The sequence below is a fragment of the Ectorhizobium quercum genome (assembly GCF_026552795.1).
Lineage (GTDB): Bacteria > Pseudomonadota > Alphaproteobacteria > Rhizobiales > Rhizobiaceae > Ectorhizobium > Ectorhizobium quercum.
In genome coordinates this window covers 542,279-558,641 of the sequence record NZ_JANFPI010000003.1, presented here as the reverse complement: position 1 = coordinate 558,641, position 16,363 = coordinate 542,279, and the positions used below count along the sequence as shown (strand labels likewise).

At 63.4% G+C, this 16,363-nt stretch carries 15 protein-coding genes, 1 tRNA gene and 1 pseudogene; 8 read left to right on the top strand and 9 right to left on the bottom strand.

What is annotated here, in order from left to right; all coding sequences use genetic code 11:
- Nucleotide 1: 1 nt before the first annotated feature.
- Nucleotides 2–1,003, bottom strand: a complete 1,002-nt coding sequence (locus NOF55_RS11180; protein ID WP_306411445.1) for a BsuBI/PstI family type II restriction endonuclease — start codon at nt 1,001–1,003, stop codon at nt 2–4.
- Nucleotides 1,004–1,216: 213 nt separating this feature from the next.
- Nucleotides 1,217–1,306: transfer RNA gene (locus NOF55_RS11175), tRNA-Ser, on the bottom strand.
- Between the two features lie 364 nt (nt 1,307–1,670).
- On the opposite strand from NOF55_RS11175, the gene NOF55_RS11170 reads away from it, so the two are divergent.
- The 7 genes and pseudogenes from NOF55_RS11170 (at nt 1,671) to NOF55_RS11140 (ending at nt 8,935) form a co-directional block, all read left to right on the top strand.
- Entirely contained in the window at nt 1,671–2,648 is a 978-nt protein-coding gene (locus NOF55_RS11170; RefSeq protein WP_370868974.1) for a septal ring lytic transglycosylase RlpA family protein, read from the top strand.
- Between the two features lie 31 nt (nt 2,649–2,679).
- Nucleotides 2,680–3,846 carry a D-alanyl-D-alanine carboxypeptidase family protein gene (locus tag NOF55_RS11165; RefSeq protein WP_306411443.1) on the top strand — a complete coding sequence of 389 codons (1,167 nt, stop codon included), beginning with the start codon at nt 2,680–2,682 and terminating at the stop codon, nt 3,844–3,846.
- An 85-nt stretch (nt 3,847–3,931) separates the two neighbouring features.
- Nucleotides 3,932–4,621: a dTMP kinase gene (gene tmk, locus NOF55_RS11160; RefSeq protein WP_306411442.1), complete on the top strand. Its 690-nt coding sequence runs from the start codon at nt 3,932–3,934 to the stop codon at nt 4,619–4,621.
- Nucleotides 4,618–5,646 (top strand): DNA polymerase III subunit delta', encoded by a 1,029-nt coding sequence (locus NOF55_RS11155; protein ID WP_306411441.1) that lies wholly within the window; start codon nt 4,618–4,620, stop codon nt 5,644–5,646. Before tmk ends, NOF55_RS11155 begins: the two co-directional genes overlap by 4 nt.
- Nucleotides 5,647–5,739: 93 nt before the next feature.
- A pseudogene (gene metG, locus NOF55_RS11150) lies at nt 5,740–7,299 on the top strand (methionine--tRNA ligase); the annotation flags it as partial.
- A gap of 11 nt (nt 7,300–7,310) precedes the next feature.
- A complete protein-coding gene (locus tag NOF55_RS11145; RefSeq protein WP_306411439.1) occupies nt 7,311–8,099 on the top strand; it encodes a TatD family hydrolase in 789 nt (262 codons plus the stop codon).
- The gene (locus NOF55_RS11140; RefSeq protein ID WP_306411438.1) at nt 8,096–8,935 is read left to right on the top strand and encodes an MBL fold metallo-hydrolase; all 840 of its coding nucleotides are present in this window, start codon (nt 8,096–8,098) and stop codon (nt 8,933–8,935) included. The genes NOF55_RS11145 and NOF55_RS11140 overlap by 4 nt, the downstream gene beginning before the upstream one ends.
- Before the next feature lie 252 nt (nt 8,936–9,187).
- On the opposite strand, the gene NOF55_RS11135 is transcribed toward NOF55_RS11140, so the two are convergent.
- Together NOF55_RS11135 and NOF55_RS11130 are read right to left on the bottom strand one after the other, a co-directional pair.
- Nucleotides 9,188–9,640, bottom strand: coding sequence for an RrF2 family transcriptional regulator (locus NOF55_RS11135; RefSeq protein WP_306411437.1), 453 nt, complete (start codon nt 9,638–9,640; stop codon nt 9,188–9,190).
- A gap of 169 nt (nt 9,641–9,809) precedes the next feature.
- Nucleotides 9,810–9,953, bottom strand: coding sequence for a hypothetical protein (locus NOF55_RS11130; RefSeq protein WP_306411436.1), 144 nt, complete (start codon nt 9,951–9,953; stop codon nt 9,810–9,812).
- Between the two features lie 422 nt (nt 9,954–10,375).
- Here NOF55_RS11130 and NOF55_RS11125 point away from each other — a divergent pair, with 422 nt between their 5' ends.
- On the top strand, nt 10,376–11,587 hold the full coding sequence (locus tag NOF55_RS11125) for a TIGR03862 family flavoprotein (RefSeq protein ID WP_306411435.1): 1,212 nt from the start codon (nt 10,376–10,378) through the stop codon (nt 11,585–11,587).
- Here the strand turns inward: NOF55_RS11125 and NOF55_RS11120 are convergent.
- From NOF55_RS11120 to NOF55_RS11100, 5 genes are all read right to left on the bottom strand, one after another.
- Entirely contained in the window at nt 11,584–12,729 is a 1,146-nt protein-coding gene (locus NOF55_RS11120; RefSeq protein WP_306411434.1) for an MFS transporter, read from the bottom strand. The genes NOF55_RS11125 and NOF55_RS11120 overlap by 4 nt on opposite strands.
- A gap of 209 nt (nt 12,730–12,938) precedes the next feature.
- Nucleotides 12,939–14,069 carry a tRNA guanosine(34) transglycosylase Tgt gene (gene tgt / locus NOF55_RS11115; RefSeq protein WP_306411433.1) on the bottom strand — a complete coding sequence of 377 codons (1,131 nt, stop codon included), beginning with the start codon at nt 14,067–14,069 and terminating at the stop codon, nt 12,939–12,941.
- On the bottom strand, nt 14,070–15,143 hold the full coding sequence (gene queA / locus NOF55_RS11110; protein ID WP_306411432.1) for a tRNA preQ1(34) S-adenosylmethionine ribosyltransferase-isomerase QueA: 1,074 nt from the start codon (nt 15,141–15,143) through the stop codon (nt 14,070–14,072).
- A 72-nt stretch (nt 15,144–15,215) separates the two neighbouring features.
- Nucleotides 15,216–15,725, bottom strand: a complete 510-nt coding sequence (locus NOF55_RS11105; protein WP_306411431.1) for a peptidylprolyl isomerase — start codon at nt 15,723–15,725, stop codon at nt 15,216–15,218.
- Between the two features lie 73 nt (nt 15,726–15,798).
- A complete protein-coding gene (locus NOF55_RS11100; RefSeq protein WP_306411430.1) occupies nt 15,799–16,362 on the bottom strand; it encodes a peptidylprolyl isomerase in 564 nt (187 codons plus the stop codon).
- Between the last annotated feature and the right edge of the window lies 1 nt (nt 16,363).

Below are 16,363 nucleotides of genomic sequence, written 5' to 3'. Positions count from 1 at the left end.
GCTACTCGAAGGACTCGACCCGGAAGTGCTTGGCCGGATCGGCCTGAATCCAGATGTAGCTGCCCACCGCCACGTTCCCTTGGGCACCTTGGCGGGCCGCGGTTTCCTTCCATGTGCGATAGGCCGTGGTGAAGTCCACGCCAGCCTTCCCGCAACGCTCCGCGAGCGTCCGAAGCTGACTGACCTTGTGAAGGTCCACCTCGCCGTCACTGGTCACGGCCTCAATGACCCAAAGCCGGTCCGTCTCCGGGTTCCACAGCAGCGCGTCCGGCATCGCATCCCCGAGACGCAGTTCAATGCCCGCGCGGGCCAACGTTTCCCGATCTTCGTCAGTGATCCGGTCGCCGTCTCCGTCATCGACATAGATGACCTCATATCCGGGCAGAAAGCGGGCCGCGTAGTGGTCTATGCTGGCTTGGATCAAGTCGCTGTGCCCGGTATCAACCAACTGCCGGGACGCCTCAGCCATCGCGGCCTGAAACTCACGCCGCCGCCTCGCTGCATCCTGTTGCGCCCACCCGGCAAGCATCCCGGGCCACTGATCGTCCGGGGCTTGAAGGATCGCCTTGAAATCTTCGGCCAGCCGGTATGAGGAGTTGGGCGACTTCGCTACGACATGCCCGTGAATAAACTCGCTGCCGTGAAGCAGGATCGGCTCGATGCCGCCCAACTCACGAAGGGGCTTGATCCAGTAGTCCCGGCCCTCGCGGTCCAGCTTTCCGTTTCCACGCTGAAGGATGCCGATATGGCAAGCGAGGTGCGCGGTAGTCGCGCCGTGACTGAACTTCGTCCCGGCGGTAGCCTTTGAGAACCAACTGTCTGTCTGGTCATCGAGAAGCGCAAAGATACCATCAACAAGATCGGCGTTGTTGCCAAGATCGAGACGCCCAAGAACTTGCCTGATCTTCTCCTTCGTGACGCCTTGAAGCGCCGCCGGGACCGCGGCCCCTCCGTTTTGTGTTCGCGCCTCGCGCAACCTTGCTACATCATCATGCAACGCCATCCCGTCTCACGCCCCCACACAGTTGATTCAGTGTGCATGGTATGAGCCAATGGGAAATGCGTCCATGATAGACAACAAAAAGCCGCCTCAAGGGCGGCTCGTTGTCGTCTCACAACATCGTTTTCCGTCGCATCCCATCACTTTCGGGAAGGCGGGTTTTTAGGCGGGTTCATCCTGAAAACCATGCGGAGAACCCACTAAATACAGCAAAATTGGCGGATGGGGTGGGATTCGAACCCACGGTAGACTCGCGCCTACGCCGGTTTTCAAGACCGGTGCCTTAAACCGCTCGGCCACCCATCCTCGCGTCGCCTTATGACGTGAACCGGAGCGATTTTGCAAGGGGACATTCGGCAAGGCGCCGAACTTATGGCGGGCAAGACCGCGGAACGATTGCCCGGCGAACGGGCCACGCGCACTATTTTAACCAATCGTTAACCATAATGTATTGAATTTTAACGATCTCGACTCGCGACTCCCAATTTTGCCATCTTGTGCTACTGAAAGAGGAGATGGTAGTACCCTGCCAAGGGGACATGCAGGAGTGGCGAGCCGGTCGCATTATCGCGTTTTTCAAGCCGGCTAGTAGCAGATGTGGGGCAGTATGACCAAGATCGAGGCTGGACGTAAACTGGCACAGGGCATTTCGTGGATCATATTGCCGGTGATGTGTCTGAGCATGGCATCCTGCGCCACCACGCAGAAGGCCGAGACCAAGAAGCAGACGCGCTCCAAGGAATATTTTTCCGAGAAGGATTATGGCGTCAAGGCCAGCCCGCGCGTCGCCGATGGCGCGAAGGTGCCGAAGGGCGGCGGCCGCTACATGGTCGGCAAGCCATACGCCGTGAAGGGCAAGACCTATGTGCCCAAGGAAGATCCCGGCTACAACAAGACGGGCCTCGCATCCTGGTACGGCTCGGCGTTTCACGGCCGCCTCACCGCCAATGGCGAAGTCTACGACCAGCAGCATCTTTCCGCCGCCCATCCGACCTTTCCGCTGCCGAGCTATGCGCGCGTCACCAATGTCGATACCGGTTCCTCGGTCGTCGTTCGCGTGAACGATCGCGGCCCTTTCCATCAGGGCCGGATCATCGACGTTTCCAACAAGGCCGCCGAACTGCTCGACTTCAAGCGCGCCGGCACCGGACGCGTCAATGTCCAGTATATGGGCCAGGCGCCGCTTGACGGTCACGACATGCCGTTCCTGATGGCCTCCTACGTGCGCAAGGGCGACCGCCTGCCGTCGGTCGCACCGGACGGGCAGATCGCCACCGGCGTCATGGTGGCGTCGAACGACAGCGCGGGCTCGTCCGCGTCGGGTCGCGCCCGGTCCTTCGCCACCTCCGGCTCGTTGCAGACCAGCCTGTCCGGCCCGACACCGAGCAACGGGGCACGGCCTTCGGCCTTCGCGATGATGTCGGCCTCCACGTCTGCTGCCGAGACCGAAGCCGCAGGAACCTTCGCGGTGCTTCCGTCCGCCGGCCCGCTGCCGGTGCCGCGTCCTCATGCGGGCATGGCGACGACCGCGGACGCCGCGGCTCCGGTCATGCAGATGGTGCCCCAGACGGTGTCGGCGGCGCAGCCGGCGAGCAGGCCGGGCGTCGCTCTGGTTTGGACACAAGGGGCCATGCCGGTCAATCCGTAAAGCCGGGTCGTCCCGTCTCAAGGGAGCTTGCATGAAGAACCGGCAAGCGCTTTTCGTTCTGGTCTGGGGCCTGTCGGTCTCGCCTGCCACCCCGGGCGCGGCGCAAAACGCCGCATTGCTGACCGACGTCAAGGCACCGCGTATTCTGATGGTGGAAGCCGCAACGGGAACCGTGCTTCTTTCCCGCAACCCGGACGAGCCCTTCGCGCCGGGTTCGCTGGCCAAGCTGATGACGGTCGAGACCGTCGCCGACGCCCTGACGCGCGGGGAGATCCAGCCGGACACGACCTTTCGCGTCAGCGAACATGCCTGGCGCAGCGGCGGCGCCCCGTCGCGCACCACGACGATGTTTGCGGCCCTGGGGACGAATATTTCCGTTCTCAACCTCCTGACCGGGGCGATCGTGCAGAATGCGAACGATGCCTGCATCGTTCTGGCGGAGGGCTTGTCCGACACGGAAGACGCCTTCGCGCAGCGGATGAACGAACGCGCCGCAGTGTTGGGACTGAGCGGTTCGCGCTTCGGCAACGCCACCGGCTTGCCTTCGGCCGAAAACCGCATGACGGTCAGGGATGCCCTGACCCTCGCACAGCGCATTCAATCCTCCTATCCGGACTTTTTCGCGCTCTATGGGCAGGTCGATTTCGAATGGAACCGCATCCGCCAGCGCAACAAGAACCCGCTGTTCGGTTCGGTGGCCGGCGTCGACGGGTTCGCAGCCGGTTATGCGGACGGCGCCGGCTTCGGCCTCGTTGCGACAGCCATGCGCGGTGAAACCCGGCTGTTTCTCGCCATGAGCGGCCTTGCCAGTGAACGGGAACGGCTGGAGGAGGCATCAAGGCTGATCGACTGGGGGTTCGACGGGTTCGTCTCCATGCGCGCCTATGCCGCCGGCGACATCGCCGGCGAGGCCGAGGTCTATGGCGGCGATGCCGCGAAGGTGGCGCTAGCGCCGCTGGGCGACATCCATGTCTATGCACCGACAGCGGAAACCGGCCGTCTGTCGGCGGAAATCGAATATCGCGGCCCGATCCGCGCGCCTGTCGAAAAGGGCCGGGAAATCGGCCTACTGAAAGTGAAGGTCGGCGAGACGGTCCTTCAGGAAGCGCCGGTCTATACTGCGGAATCCGTGGAACAGGGGTCGCTGGCAAGCCGCGCAGGGGCGGCTTTGTGGGCGCTTGTTTTTTTCTGGCGGTGAGGCCTGTTTCATTGCCGTCCCCGTTGTTCTATGAAGGGCGAGCGGTCTTTCCGCGTGAAGATTCCCAACCCGACAGGAAAGCGTTTTGCCGGATTCCAGAGGTTTGTTCATCAGTTTCGAGGGCGGCGAGGGCGCCGGCAAATCGACGCAGATCCGCCATCTGGCGGACAAGCTGATCCGCCGGGGATTCGACGTTCTTGTAACGCGTGAGCCGGGCGGCTCGGCCGGCGCCGAAGCCGTGCGCCACATCCTCCTGTCGGGGGAGGCGGAGCGGTTCGGAACCGGGCTTGAAGCCATGCTGTTCGCCGCCGCCCGCAACGACCATGTCCGGGACGTCATCCGTCCGGCGCTGGAAAACGGCGCCATCGTTCTGTGCGACCGCTTCATGGATTCCTCACGGGTCTATCAGGGTGGCCCGGGAGATCTGGAGCCGGTTTTTCTGGATCGTCTCGAACGCATCGCCATCGAGAATACCGCCCCCGACATCACCATCATTCTGGACATTCCGGCCGCCGCGGGTCTGGCGCGGGCGAAGGCCCGGGCGCAAGGGCAGGGGACCGGCGACGAGCCCGACCGCTTCGAAAAGGAAACCATCGCCGTTCACGAGGCGCGCCGGCAGGCCTTTCTGGAGATCGCCCGCCGGGAACCGGAGCGCTGTCGCGTGATCGATGCCGGGCGCGACGAGGCGGCAATAGCGCGGGACGTCATGGCGGCAGTCACGCCGCTCCTTGCTGCGATCGCGCCGGCAGGCGGCGAAACGGAAGGCGCGACATGAGCGGCGAGCGGCACGATGTTCTCGACGGCGCCGTCCATCCGTCCGAGACCACGCGATTGTTCGGCCATGCGGCGGCGGAAGACTTCCTTGCCCAATCCTACCGCTCGGGCAAGGGGCACCATGCGATTCTCATCGAAGGGCCGCAGGGCATCGGCAAGGCGACGCTCGCCTTTCGTTTCGCCAACCATGTGCTGAGCCATCCCGATCCGGCGGACGCGCCGGACCGGCTCGCGGATCCGGATCCGCAATCGGCGGTCAGCCGGCAGATCGCGGCGGGAGCCTCGCACAATCTCCTGCATCTGACGCGGCCGGTGGACGAGAAGACCGGCCGGGTGAAGGCCGCGATCACCGTGGACGAGGTTCGCAAGGCCGGGCACTTCTTCGCCCAGACATCGGGAACGGGCAACTGGCGCATCGTCATCATCGATCCGGCCGACGATCTGAACCGGAACGCGGCGAACGCCATTCTGAAAATCCTGGAGGAGCCGCCGAAGCGGGCCATGTTCCTCGTGCTCAGCCACGCTCCCGGCCGCCTGCTTCCCACCATCCGGTCCCGGTGCCTGCCGCTGCGGCTGGAGGCTCTGGCGGACGAGGACCTGCGCAAGGCGTTGTCCGCTCTTCGCCTCGATCCCGGCCCGAACGCCGATGCCGTACTGGCCAAAGCGGGCGGCAGCGTGTCGGAGGCGATCAAGCTCGTCAATTACGGCGGCATGGACATCGCGGAGGCGCTGTCGGGCGTTCTGGATGCCTCGGGGCCGGCGGCACGCAAGGCCATGCACAAGCTGGCCGATGTCCTGTCGGCCAAGGACAGCGACGTGCTGCACGGCTTCTTCACCGGTCATCTGGAAAATACGGTGATGATGCGGGCCCGGTCTTCGGCGCTGTCCGGCGATCTCGATGCGGCCGAACGGCATGCGCGTCTGGCATCCGACGTTCAGGAGCGGCTTCGTCTCGCCCAGGCCTACAATCTCGACCGCAAGCAGACGATCATCTCGCTGCTCGAAGACGTGAAGGCGCTCGGCTGAGACGAGCCCCGAATCGGCATTTCGGGCAAACTTGCTGTTTCGCTTGCCGCCCAGTTGGAGTAAGAGCGGCATGTTGAAAAATTCAGCGGATCAAAGCCGACCATGACAGACAAGTCTCCGTTCTACATCACCACCGCGATCGATTATCCCAACGGCAGGCCCCATATCGGCCATGCGTATGAAAAGATCGCGACCGATGCCATCGCGCGCTTCCAGCGGCTCGACGGGCGTCCGGTTTTCTTCCTGACGGGAACGGACGAACACGGCCAGAAGATGCAGCAGACGGCCCGCGCCGAAGGAATAACACCGCAGGAACTCGCCAGGCGTAATTCCGACGCCTTCGAGGCGATGGCGAAGCTTCTCAACATCTCGAACGACGATTTCATCCGCACGACCGAGGAGCGTCACCACAGGACGGTCCAGGAGGTCTGGCGCCGCATGGCGGCCAATGGCGATATCTACAAGGGCAGCTATTCCGGTTGGTATTCCGTGCGCGACGAAGCCTTCTACCAGGAAGGCGAAACCGAGTTGCGCGACGACGGCATACGCTACGGGCCGCAGGGTACGCCAGTCGAATGGGTGGAGGAGGAGAGCTATTTCTTCCGCCTCTCCGCCTATCAGGACCGCCTCCTGAAACTCTATGAGGACGAACCGGAATTCATCGGCCCCGCCGAGCGCCGCAACGAGATCCTTTCCTTCGTCAAGTCGGGCCTCAAGGACCTGTCGGTGTCCCGCACCACCTTCGACTGGGGTATCCCGGTTCCGGACGATCCGGCCCACGTCATGTATGTGTGGGTCGACGCGCTGACCAACTACATCACCGCCACCGGCTATGTGGAGGACCCGAACGGCCCGCGGGCGAAATTCTGGCCGGCGGACGTCCATATCATCGGCAAGGACATCATCCGCTTCCACGCCGTCTACTGGCCGGCCTTCCTGATGAGCGCCGGCCTGCCGCTGCCCCGGCGCGTCTTCGCCCACGGCTTCCTGCTCAACAAGGGCGAGAAGATGTCGAAATCGGTCGGCAACGTCGTCGATCCGGTCAATCTGGTGAACCATTTCGGGGTCGACCAGGTGCGCTATTTCTTCCTGCGCGAAGTATCCTTCGGCCAGGACGGCTCCTACAGCGAGGAGGGGATCGCGACCCGGATCAATGCGGACCTCGCCAACGGCATTGGCAACCTTGCCAGCCGCTCGCTGTCGATGATCGTCAAGAATTGCGACGGACAGATCCCCGCACCCGGTGAATTCACGGATGCCGACAAGGCGATGCTCGCCTCCGTCGACGGTCTTCTGGACGTGTGCCGCGAGGAAATGAGCAGCCAGCAGATCCACAAGGCCGTGGCCGCCATCATTGCGGTCGTCTCCGAAACCGACCGTTATTTCGCCGGTCAGGAGCCGTGGGCGCTGAAGAAGACCGATCCGGTCCGCATGGGCACGGTCCTCTACGTGACTGCCGAAGTGGTGCGCCAGATCGCTATATTGCTCCAGCCGATCATGCCGGACAGCGCCGGAAAGCTGCTGGACCTGGTTGCCGTGCCTGACGACAAGCGGGATTTCGCCGCTCTGGGCGAGGGCGGGCGTCTCGTGCCCGGCACGCCGCTTCAGGCGCCGCAGCCGGTCTTCCCGCGCTACGTCGCGCCGGAAGCGTAAGGACCGGCCCGATGCTGATCGATACCCATTGCCATCTGGATTTCGCCGACTTCGAGGCGGAGCGCGACGCGATCGTGCAACGCGCCTTAGAGGCCGGCGTTGGCCAGATGGTGACGATCTCGACGCGTGTCCGCAAGCTCGATACCCTGCTTGCGATCACGGAAAAATATCCGAACATCTTCTGTTCCGTCGGCACGCATCCGAACAATGCAAACGAGGAACTCGACATCACAGCCGACGACCTCGTGGCGCTGGCGCAATCGCACGAAAAGATCGTGGCGATCGGCGAGGCCGGCCTCGACTACTTCTACGACACGCAGAAGCCGGAAGACCAGAAGACCGGGCTTCTGCGCCACATCGAGGCCGCCCGGCGCACGCAGCTTCCGCTGGTCATCCACAGCCGGGCCGCCGACAAGGATATGGCAGCCATTCTGCGGGAAGAAACGGGGAAGGGCGCCTTCCCTTTCATCCTCCATTGCTTTTCGGCTGGACAGGCGCTGGCCGATAGCGGCGTCGCGCTTGGCGGCTATGTATCCTTCTCGGGAATCCTGACATTCCCGAAATCGACCGAGTTGCGCGAGATCGCCGCGACCGTGCCGCTCGACCGGCTTCTCGTCGAGACGGATGCGCCTTATCTCGCGCCCAAACGCTGGCGCGGCAAACGCAACGAGCCGTCCTACGTGGTGAACACGGCCGAGGTTCTGGCCGAAGTAAAAGGCGTTTCCTACGAAGAGATAGCCCGGATCACGACGGAAAACGCGCTCCGGATCTTCTCGAAAATGCCGAAAGTCACCGCATGACGCCTGCGCCGAAGACATGGCAGCGCCGGTTCACGATCCTTGGCTGCGGATCTTCTCCGGGGGTGCCGCGCATCATCGGCGACTGGGGAGCCTGCGACCCGGCCAACCCGAAAAACCGTCGCCGGCGCGCCGCGCTGCTGGTGGAGCAGACCGCGCCCGACGGCGGCACGACAACCGTCGTTATCGATACGGGACCGGATTTTCGCGAACAGATGATCGAGGCCAGCGTCCGGCACATAGATGCCGTCGTCTATACTCACGCCCATGCCGATCATCTTCACGGGCTGGACGATCTGCGCGGCTATTTCATCATGCAGAAAAACCGTATCCCCATACATGCCGACGCCTTCACGATGGCGCGCATTCGCCAGGGCTTCGGCTATTGTCTCGAAACGCCGCCGGGCAGCAGCTATCCACCGGTCGTACGGCCTGAAATCATCGAGACGCCGGACAGCATGATCCGTATCGAGGGCGCCGGCGGGCCGATATCGTTTCTGCCGTTGCAACAGGAACATGGCGACATTCATTCGCTGGGCTTCCGCATCGGTGACGTGGCCTATTGCAGCGACGTATCGGATTTTCCGGCGGAGACCGTTTCAAAGCTCGGCGGCCTCGATCTGCTGATCATCGATGCGTTGCAATACAAACGCCATCCAAGCCATCTCTCGCTCGAGCAGGCACTCGAATGGATCGAGCGGCTGGCGCCTCAGCGTGCGGTGCTGACGCATATGCACACACCGCTGGACTATGAGACGGTCATGGGCGAAACGCCGCCGCATGTCGAACCGGCCTATGACGGTCTGGCTGTGACAGTCGAACTCAATAATGTCGAATAAAGTGAGACTGAATGGCGGGGACAAAGACAGGCCGACCGCAGGAACTCGCCCCTCTTAAGTTCCATAATCTATGTTATGCAATGATGATCTGTAGTCGGGGTGGGCTCAACAACGGACCTGCTCCCATATCGATCTTGATGAATGTCGTAGGATTTGCCCCCTGGTGAACTGCCGGTCTGGGTATCGGGATCGTTGCCGCAAAGTTCGGCCGGCATTGCATCGCCCCGCCCTTGCGGGATGAGCCGGCGGTTTTCAGGCCCGCTCGATATTGGCGTCGGCCGGCTCGTCGTTGCCGCAAGACAGGAACTGATCGAGCGTCATCTTGTCGAGGACATTGGCGATGGCGTCGCGCACCTGCGACATCGAGTTGCGCACGCGACAGCTCTCGGGGTCGGCGCAATCCTCGCACGCCTCGAAGGCCGTGCGGCTGGCGCAGCGAATCGGCGCAAGCGGACCGTCGAGCGTGCGGACGATCTGGCCGACATAGATTTCCGACGCCGGCTTCGACAAGGCATAGCCGCCGCCCGGACCCTTCTTCGAGCGCAGCATGCCGCCGTTGCGCAGTTCCAGCAGAATCGTGTCGAGAAATTTCTTGGGAATATTGTTGCGAGCAGCGATCTCGCTCACGAACGCAGTCTCGCCCGGCGCAAGTTGCGCCAGATCGGCCATCGCCTTCAGGCCGTATTTTCCCTTCTTCGTCAGCATCGGCAAGTCAACTCTCGGAATATCGTCAGCACGTCGCAAGATATGCGGGCATGTCATCTCCTCCTACCGGACTGACACACCGGATGCAATGCACAGCTTGCACGGAATACGTTTGATTCCATGCCGATTTTCCAGAGTAACTTCCGTCTGACAGGAATTGGGATGTTCTTCAGAGTCCGGCAATCACCGCCGCCACGAACAGGAACGACGCGATGACCGCTACCCACGGCAGGACCCCATGCAAGGCATCGCGCATGGATATGCGACGCGTCCGGCCTACGGTTTCGGTTCCCCTTTGAAAAGCAAGTGCCATCTCACTCTCCTCCTTATAAAACCGGAAACATGCCGAAGAAGAAGATTCCGCCTTTCGCGGCGGTCTCCCTGTCCTGCTCCTTTACGGCGTCCGGCTCAGCCGGGCCGCGGAAAAGGCCGAAAAGATCGAACGAAAGCATGCTGAAACCGCCAATCATGGTTCAAGTCCCTCCTTCGTTGCGGCTGATACCTTCAGCCTTCACATCGCCACAATCGTATTCTCGTCTCCAGACCCTTTTCAGTCAATATTTTCGATAAAATCACTATTCTAATTTCGCGGGACAGGCAGCAAAGCGAATCTCTCCCGGACCCGCATCGGGGCAACAACGTCCCCGGCGCCGATTATGTTCCCTTCCCTGCCCGCTTGGCATTGGCGGTGCGATCGGCCAGAACAGGGGTTCGAGAATCAACCCCGGAGCGCCCATGACCACGAAGACGGTAGCCATACTGGGCGGCGGTCCTGCCGGTCTTGCCGCTGCCGAAGTGCTCGGCGCAACCGGGCGCTTCGCCGTCACGGTCCATGAGGCGATGCCGACAATCGGCCGGAAATTCCTGCTGGCCGGGAAATCCGGGCTCAACATCACGCATTCGGAAGATTTCTCGGCTTTCGCCGGACGCTTCGGCGCGGCGAGCGGCTTTCTGCGGCCCGCGCTCGACGCTTTTGGGCCCCACGCCGTGCGGGCCTGGGCACAGGCGCTCGGGAGCGAGACCTTCGTCGGCACGTCGGGCCGGGTTTTTCCCGTCGTCATGAAAGCGTCGCCCCTGCTGCGGGCGTGGCGGGCGCGGCTCGAAGCCAGCGGCGTGACTATTCTGACGCGGCACCGCTTCACGGGCTTCCGCGACCATCAAGCAATTGTCGAAACGCCCGCCGGTCTCATTCATGTCCGGGCTGACGCGTTTCTGCTGGCGTTCGGCGGTGCAAGCTGGCCGAGGCTCGGTTCGGATGCCGCGTGGGTGCATGCGATCGCCAGGCACGGCGTGGGCGTTGTGCCCTTCCGTCCGGCCAATTGCGGGTTCGAACGACGCTGGAGCGACGGTTTCAGGGACCGGTTCGCGGGAGAGCCCGTCAAGTCCGTCAGCGCGACGTCGGACGCCGGAGAGATTCAGGGCGAGTTCGTCATCACCCGACACGGCGTCGAAGGCAGCCTTGTCTATGCGCATGCCGCCAGCCTGCGCGACCGGATCGATGCCGCACAAGAGGCTGTGCTGACGCTCGATCTTCTTCCAAACCGTGCCGCCGGCCGCATCGCGCGCGACATGGCGCGCCAGGACCGAAAGGCGAGCTTTTCTAACCGGCTGCGCAAGGGGACCGGTCTTCAGGGTGTGAAGGCGGCGCTGGTGCGCGAATGTGTTCCCGATGCAGCAACCCTGCCCCCGGACACGCTGGCCGCCCTTCTGAAGGCCCTTCCCCTTTCGCTGGAGCGCCCTCGCCCGATCGCCGAAGCCATTTCGTCGGCGGGCGGCATCACCCTCGATTCAATCGACGAGCGATACATGCTCAAGGCCCTGCCCGGCACGTTCGCAGCGGGCGAAATGCTCGATTGGGAGGCTCCGACCGGCGGCTATCTCCTGACGGCCTGCCTCGCCACGGGCCGGGCCGCAGCTCGTGGCATCGAAGCATGGCTTGGGCGTTAGCTCAACCTGATCGACCGTCCGGCAACCACGGGCGCCATCGCAAATGTGAGCACGATAAAGGGCAGAAGGATCAGAAATGCCCATTGGATGCCCGCATGTTCCCCCACCATCCCGAGAAGCGGCGGCACGCCCAGCGTCGCGATCAGCATGCACATGGCAAGCGCCGTCAGATTGTCGGCCTGCGAGCGCCCGGGAAGAGCCAGTGCGGTGGAGAAGGCCAGCGGTGTGATCAGTGCCATCCCGCACCCGGTCAGGACGAGGGCGACGGCGGCGCCCGCATAGCTGCCGGCGTGAACCAGCCAGGCGATCCCGAGAGCCGCCGCCAGCGCCGATCCACGAACGATGGCCGGCGCCGAAAACCGACCGCGCAGATGGTCGCCCACCAGGCGCGTTCCGCCCATGCCGATGGTGAAGCAGGCGTAGAGCAGGCCGGCGACGGTCGGGTCCGGCGCGATGCGTTCGCGGATCAGGAACATGCCCCAGTCGTAGATGGCGCCTTCGGAAATCGCCATGCCGAAGATCATCACGCAGATCAACAGGATCGCACGGCTGGGGAGAACGACGATGCTGCGGCGGCGCGCCGAAACGGACCGCGCCGCGTCGTCCGGCCGGGGCGCTATGAGCAGAACGACGCCCGCAGCGGCGAAAATGGCCGCGCCGACGAAGCCGAGATGCACCGCCGGGGTAAAACCGAAACCTGCCAGCCAGCCCGAGAGCACGGAACCGACCAGCAGGCCGACGGACCAGAAGCCGTGGCTGCGGGCCATGACATGCCGACCTGTCACGCGTTCGGTCTGGCTGACGATCATGTTGGCGGAAACGTCGAGGATCGTGCGCAGGAAGGCGAAGGCGACGAAACAGGCGGCGAAGCCGTGAAGCGGCATGATCGGAAACAGCGGCTCGATGAAGGCCAGCAGGGCCAGCATCAGCGCCGCCGCACCGCGCGGTGTCAGCCATTCCACGATCCGGCCGGCCACAGGCAGGGCCAGGAAGGTGCCGACGGGCATGCCGAGAAGCGTCAGCCCCAGAATGGCCTTGTCGATTCCCAGCCCTGCCTGGATGGCCGGCATGCGGGTGAACAGGGAGATGAAAAGGATGGAATTGCAGAAGAACAGCAAGGCGGAGGGCGCGAGCGCAGCCATGAACGGCTCCGAAGACGAGACGGGAGGGAATGTCGCGAGATACGGTCGGGGCAGAGGGAGCAGTTCGACCGCGGAACGCCGAACATGGTTGCGGGAACTGCTCCGACGCTTCATTTACACGTCTTCAGCGCCTCCGCAAGCGCTTTGAATCGGTCTATGCCGCACGAAAGCACATCCACGCACGGATGTGACTTTTTTCGGACAGGCGCTCAGGGTGCGTCGATGTCGCCCTTTTCCCAGGCCGCGAGGGTTTCGGCCTGGAAATCGGCGAAGCGGTCCTCGGCGATGGCCTTGCGGATGCCCTGCATCAGGTCCTGATAGTAGGACAGGTTGTTCCACGACAGGAGCATGCCGCCCAGCGCCTCGTTGGAGCGGACGAGGTGGTGCAGATAGGCGCGGGAATAGTCGCGCGCTGCCGGGCAGGACGATTCCTCGTCCAGAGGCCGCATGTCCTCGGCATGGCGCGCATTGCGGATATTGACCTTGCCGCGTCGGGTGAAGGCAAGCCCGTGGCGGCCGGAGCGGGTGGGCATGACGCAATCGAACATGTCTATACCGCGGGCCACGGATTTCAGGATATCGTCGGGCGTGCCGACGCCCATCAGGTAACGCGGCTTTTCGCTCGGCAATACCGGCAGCGTTATGTCGAGCATCTCCAGCATCACATTCTGAGGCTCGCCGACCGCAAGTCCGCCGACGGCATAGCCCTTGAGGTCGAGCTGCTTCAGCCCCTCGGCAGAGCGGATGCGCAGTGCCTGGCTGTCTCCCCCCTGCACGATGCCGAACATGGCCTTGCCCGGCTGTTCACCGAAGGCGACGCGGCAGCGTTCGGCCCAGCGCAGCGACATTTCCATCGCGCGCTCGATTTCCTTTTCCTCGGCCGGCAGGGCGACGCATTCGTCGAGCTGCATCTGGATATCGCTGTCGAGCAATCCCTGGATCTCGATGGAGCGCTCCGGCGACATGTGATGCAGCGAGCCGTCGATATGGCTCTTGAAAGTGACGCCCTGCTCGTCGAGCTTGCGAAGCCCGGAAAGCGACATGACCTGGAAGCCGCCGGAATCCGTCAGGATCGGATACGGCCAGCGGATCAGCTCGTGCAGGCCGCCGAGGCGGGCGACCCGTTCCGCCCCCGGGCGCAGCATCAGGTGGTAGGTATTGCCGAGAATGATATCGGCCCCGCCTTCCCTCACCTGATCCAGATACATGGCCTTGACGGAGCCGACCGTGCCGACCGGCATGAAAGCGGGCGTGCGGATCGTGCCGCGCGGCATGGTGATTTCGCCGAGACGCGCCTTTCCGCTCGTCGCTTTCAGGGTGAAGGTGAAATTCTCGCTCATTCAGGTCTTCCGGGTCAGCAGGCTGGAATCGCCATAGGAATAGAAACGGTATCCGGTGGAGATCGCGTGGGCATAGGCGCGCCGCATCGTTTCCAGGCCGGAAAACGCCGAAACCAGCATGAAAAGCGTCGATTTCGGCAGATGGAAATTGGTCATCAGCATATTCACGGCCCGAAACCTGTATCCGGGCGTGATGAAGATGTCCGTCGAGCCGCTCCACGGCCGGATGATGCCTTCGCCGCTCGTGGCGCTTTCGAGAAGGCGCAGGGAGGTGGTACCGACGGAAACGATGCGCCCGCCCCTCGCCCGCACCGCGTTCAGGGCGGCGGCCGTTTCCGCGCTCACGTGGCCTATTTCGTGGTGCATGTGATGGTCGTCGGTATCGTCGGCCTTGACCGGCAGGAACGTCCCTGCCCCGACGTGAAGCGTCACGAAATGCCGCTCTATCCCGGCGGCGTCGAGGGCGGCGAACAGGTCCGGCGTGAAGTGGAGCCCTGCGGTCGGGGCGGCCACCGCGCCGTTCTCGCGGGCATAGATCGTCTGGTAGTCGGTCCGGTCGCGCTCGTCTTCCGGGCGCTTCGCGGCGATATAGGGCGGCAGCGGGATATGGCCGACGGTGGCAATCGCGATGTCGAGGTCGGGCCCGGAAAGGTCGAAGGCCAGCACGACCTCGCCCGCTTCGCGCTTTTCCGTCACCGTCGCCTCGACATGCGCGGCACCATCGGCGGAGGCGAAGCGGATACGGTCGCCAGGCTTGATGCGCTTGCCGGGTTTTGCGAAGGCGTGCCAGACATTGGCCGCGGCGCGCATGTGAAGCGTGGCGGAAACCGGCGTTTCCTGCGCGCCGGGACGCAGCCGCACCCCTTCGAACTGCGCCGGAATGACCCGCGTGTCGTTGAAGACCAGCGCATCGCCCGCCTTCAGGAAGGACGGCAGATCGGATACGCGGCGGTCGGCCAGTTCAGGCGTGCCTTCAGGGTTCACGACCAGCAGGCGGGCGCTGTCGCGCGGGCTTGCGGGCCTGAGCGCGATGTTTTCATCGGGCAGATCGAAATCGAAGAGGTCTACACGCATTTGCGGCGTCTTTCAGACATGGCAAACCCGCCCTTCGCCTTTCAGCAAAGGGCGGGCCGAAATCGGGTCCGTTCAGGCGTCGGCGGCGACGCGCATGGAAACGATGGAATCGGGATCGCGCACCGGCTCGCCGCGCTTGATCTGGTCGATGACCTCCATGCCTTCCGTGACCTGGCCCCAGACGCTGTACTGCTTGTTCAGCCAGGGCGCATCGGTGAAGCAGATGAAGAACTGCGAGTTGGCCGAGTTCGGATTGGCCGAACGGGCCATTGAGCAGGTGCCGCGAATATGCGGCGTGGCGGAAAATTCGGCCTTCAGGTCGGGCTTTTCGGAGCCGCCCATGCCGGCGCGCGAGGGATTGAAATCCGCGCCGCCCTGCTTGCCGTAACGAACGTCGCCGGTCTGGGCCATGAAGTCCTCGATGACGCGATGGAACACGACGCCGTCATAGGCCTTTTCGCGCGTCAACTCCTTGACGCGCTCGACATGGCCGGGGGCCACCTGCGGCAGAAGTGCGATGACGACCTTGCCCTTGGTCGTTTCCATGATGATGGTGTTTTCCGGGTCCTTGATCTCGGTCATGGCCAGTCCTCTCCTTGGCTTTTGATGTTTCGACAGCGTGTGGCGGGGTTTTCGCAAACCCCGCCGGATGGAATCAGGGTTTGCCCACCGTGACCTTGATCATACGGTCGGGATTGGTGACGGAACCGCTGCCCGGAGCGCCGCGCTTGATCTTGTCGACGGCTTCCATGCCGGAAACGACCTTGCCGACGACCGTGTACTGGCCGTTCAGGAAGCTGCCCTCGTCGAACATGATGAAGAATTGCGAATTGGCCGAATCCGGGTTCTGCGAGCGGGCCATGCCCACGGTGCCGCGCTCGAAGGGAACGCTGGAGAATTCGGCCGGAAGATCCGGCTTGTCGGAACCGCCCATGCCCGCGCGGCTGGCATCGTAGTTCCTGTCGAGGTTCGCATGCTCGACATCGCCCGTCTGGGCCATGAAGCCTTCGATGACGCGATGGAAGGCTACGTTGTCGTACTGCCCGGAGGCCGCGAGTTCCTTCAGGCGCTCGACATGCTTCGGCGCGACATCCGGCAGAAGCTCGACGACCACCGGACCGTCCTTGAGCTGGATCGTCAGGAAGTCGTCGGCGGCAAAGGCGGCCGAAAAGGCGGAAAGCGAAAGCGCTCCGGCGAGAGCGAAACCGAGAAGCTTCATC

Bases quoted from the DNA above. Each gene is read 5' to 3' on its own strand.
- NOF55_RS11180 (WP_306411445.1), bottom strand. From the start codon at position 1,003: ATGGCGTTGCATGATGATGTAGCAAGGTTGCGCGAGGCGCGAACACAA.
- NOF55_RS11170 (WP_370868974.1), top strand. From the start codon at position 1,671: ATGTGTCTGAGCATGGCATCCTGCGCCACCACGCAGAAGGCCGAGACC.
- NOF55_RS11165 (WP_306411443.1), top strand. From the start codon at position 2,680: ATGAAGAACCGGCAAGCGCTTTTCGTTCTGGTCTGGGGCCTGTCGGTC.
- NOF55_RS11155 (WP_306411441.1), top strand. From the start codon at position 4,618: ATGAGCGGCGAGCGGCACGATGTTCTCGACGGCGCCGTCCATCCGTCC.
- NOF55_RS11145 (WP_306411439.1), top strand. From the start codon at position 7,311: ATGCTGATCGATACCCATTGCCATCTGGATTTCGCCGACTTCGAGGCG.
- NOF55_RS11140 (WP_306411438.1), top strand. From the start codon at position 8,096: ATGACGCCTGCGCCGAAGACATGGCAGCGCCGGTTCACGATCCTTGGC.
- NOF55_RS11135 (WP_306411437.1), bottom strand. From the start codon at position 9,640: ATGCTGACGAAGAAGGGAAAATACGGCCTGAAGGCGATGGCCGATCTG.
- NOF55_RS11130 (WP_306411436.1), bottom strand. From the start codon at position 9,953: ATGGCACTTGCTTTTCAAAGGGGAACCGAAACCGTAGGCCGGACGCGT.
- NOF55_RS11125 (WP_306411435.1), top strand. From the start codon at position 10,376: ATGACCACGAAGACGGTAGCCATACTGGGCGGCGGTCCTGCCGGTCTT.
- NOF55_RS11120 (WP_306411434.1), bottom strand. From the start codon at position 12,729: ATGGCTGCGCTCGCGCCCTCCGCCTTGCTGTTCTTCTGCAATTCCATC.
- tgt (WP_306411433.1), bottom strand. From the start codon at position 14,069: ATGAGCGAGAATTTCACCTTCACCCTGAAAGCGACGAGCGGAAAGGCG.
- queA (WP_306411432.1), bottom strand. From the start codon at position 15,143: ATGCGTGTAGACCTCTTCGATTTCGATCTGCCCGATGAAAACATCGCG.
- NOF55_RS11105 (WP_306411431.1), bottom strand. From the start codon at position 15,725: ATGACCGAGATCAAGGACCCGGAAAACACCATCATCATGGAAACGACC.
- NOF55_RS11100 (WP_306411430.1), bottom strand. From the start codon at position 16,362: ATGAAGCTTCTCGGTTTCGCTCTCGCCGGAGCGCTTTCGCTTTCCGCC.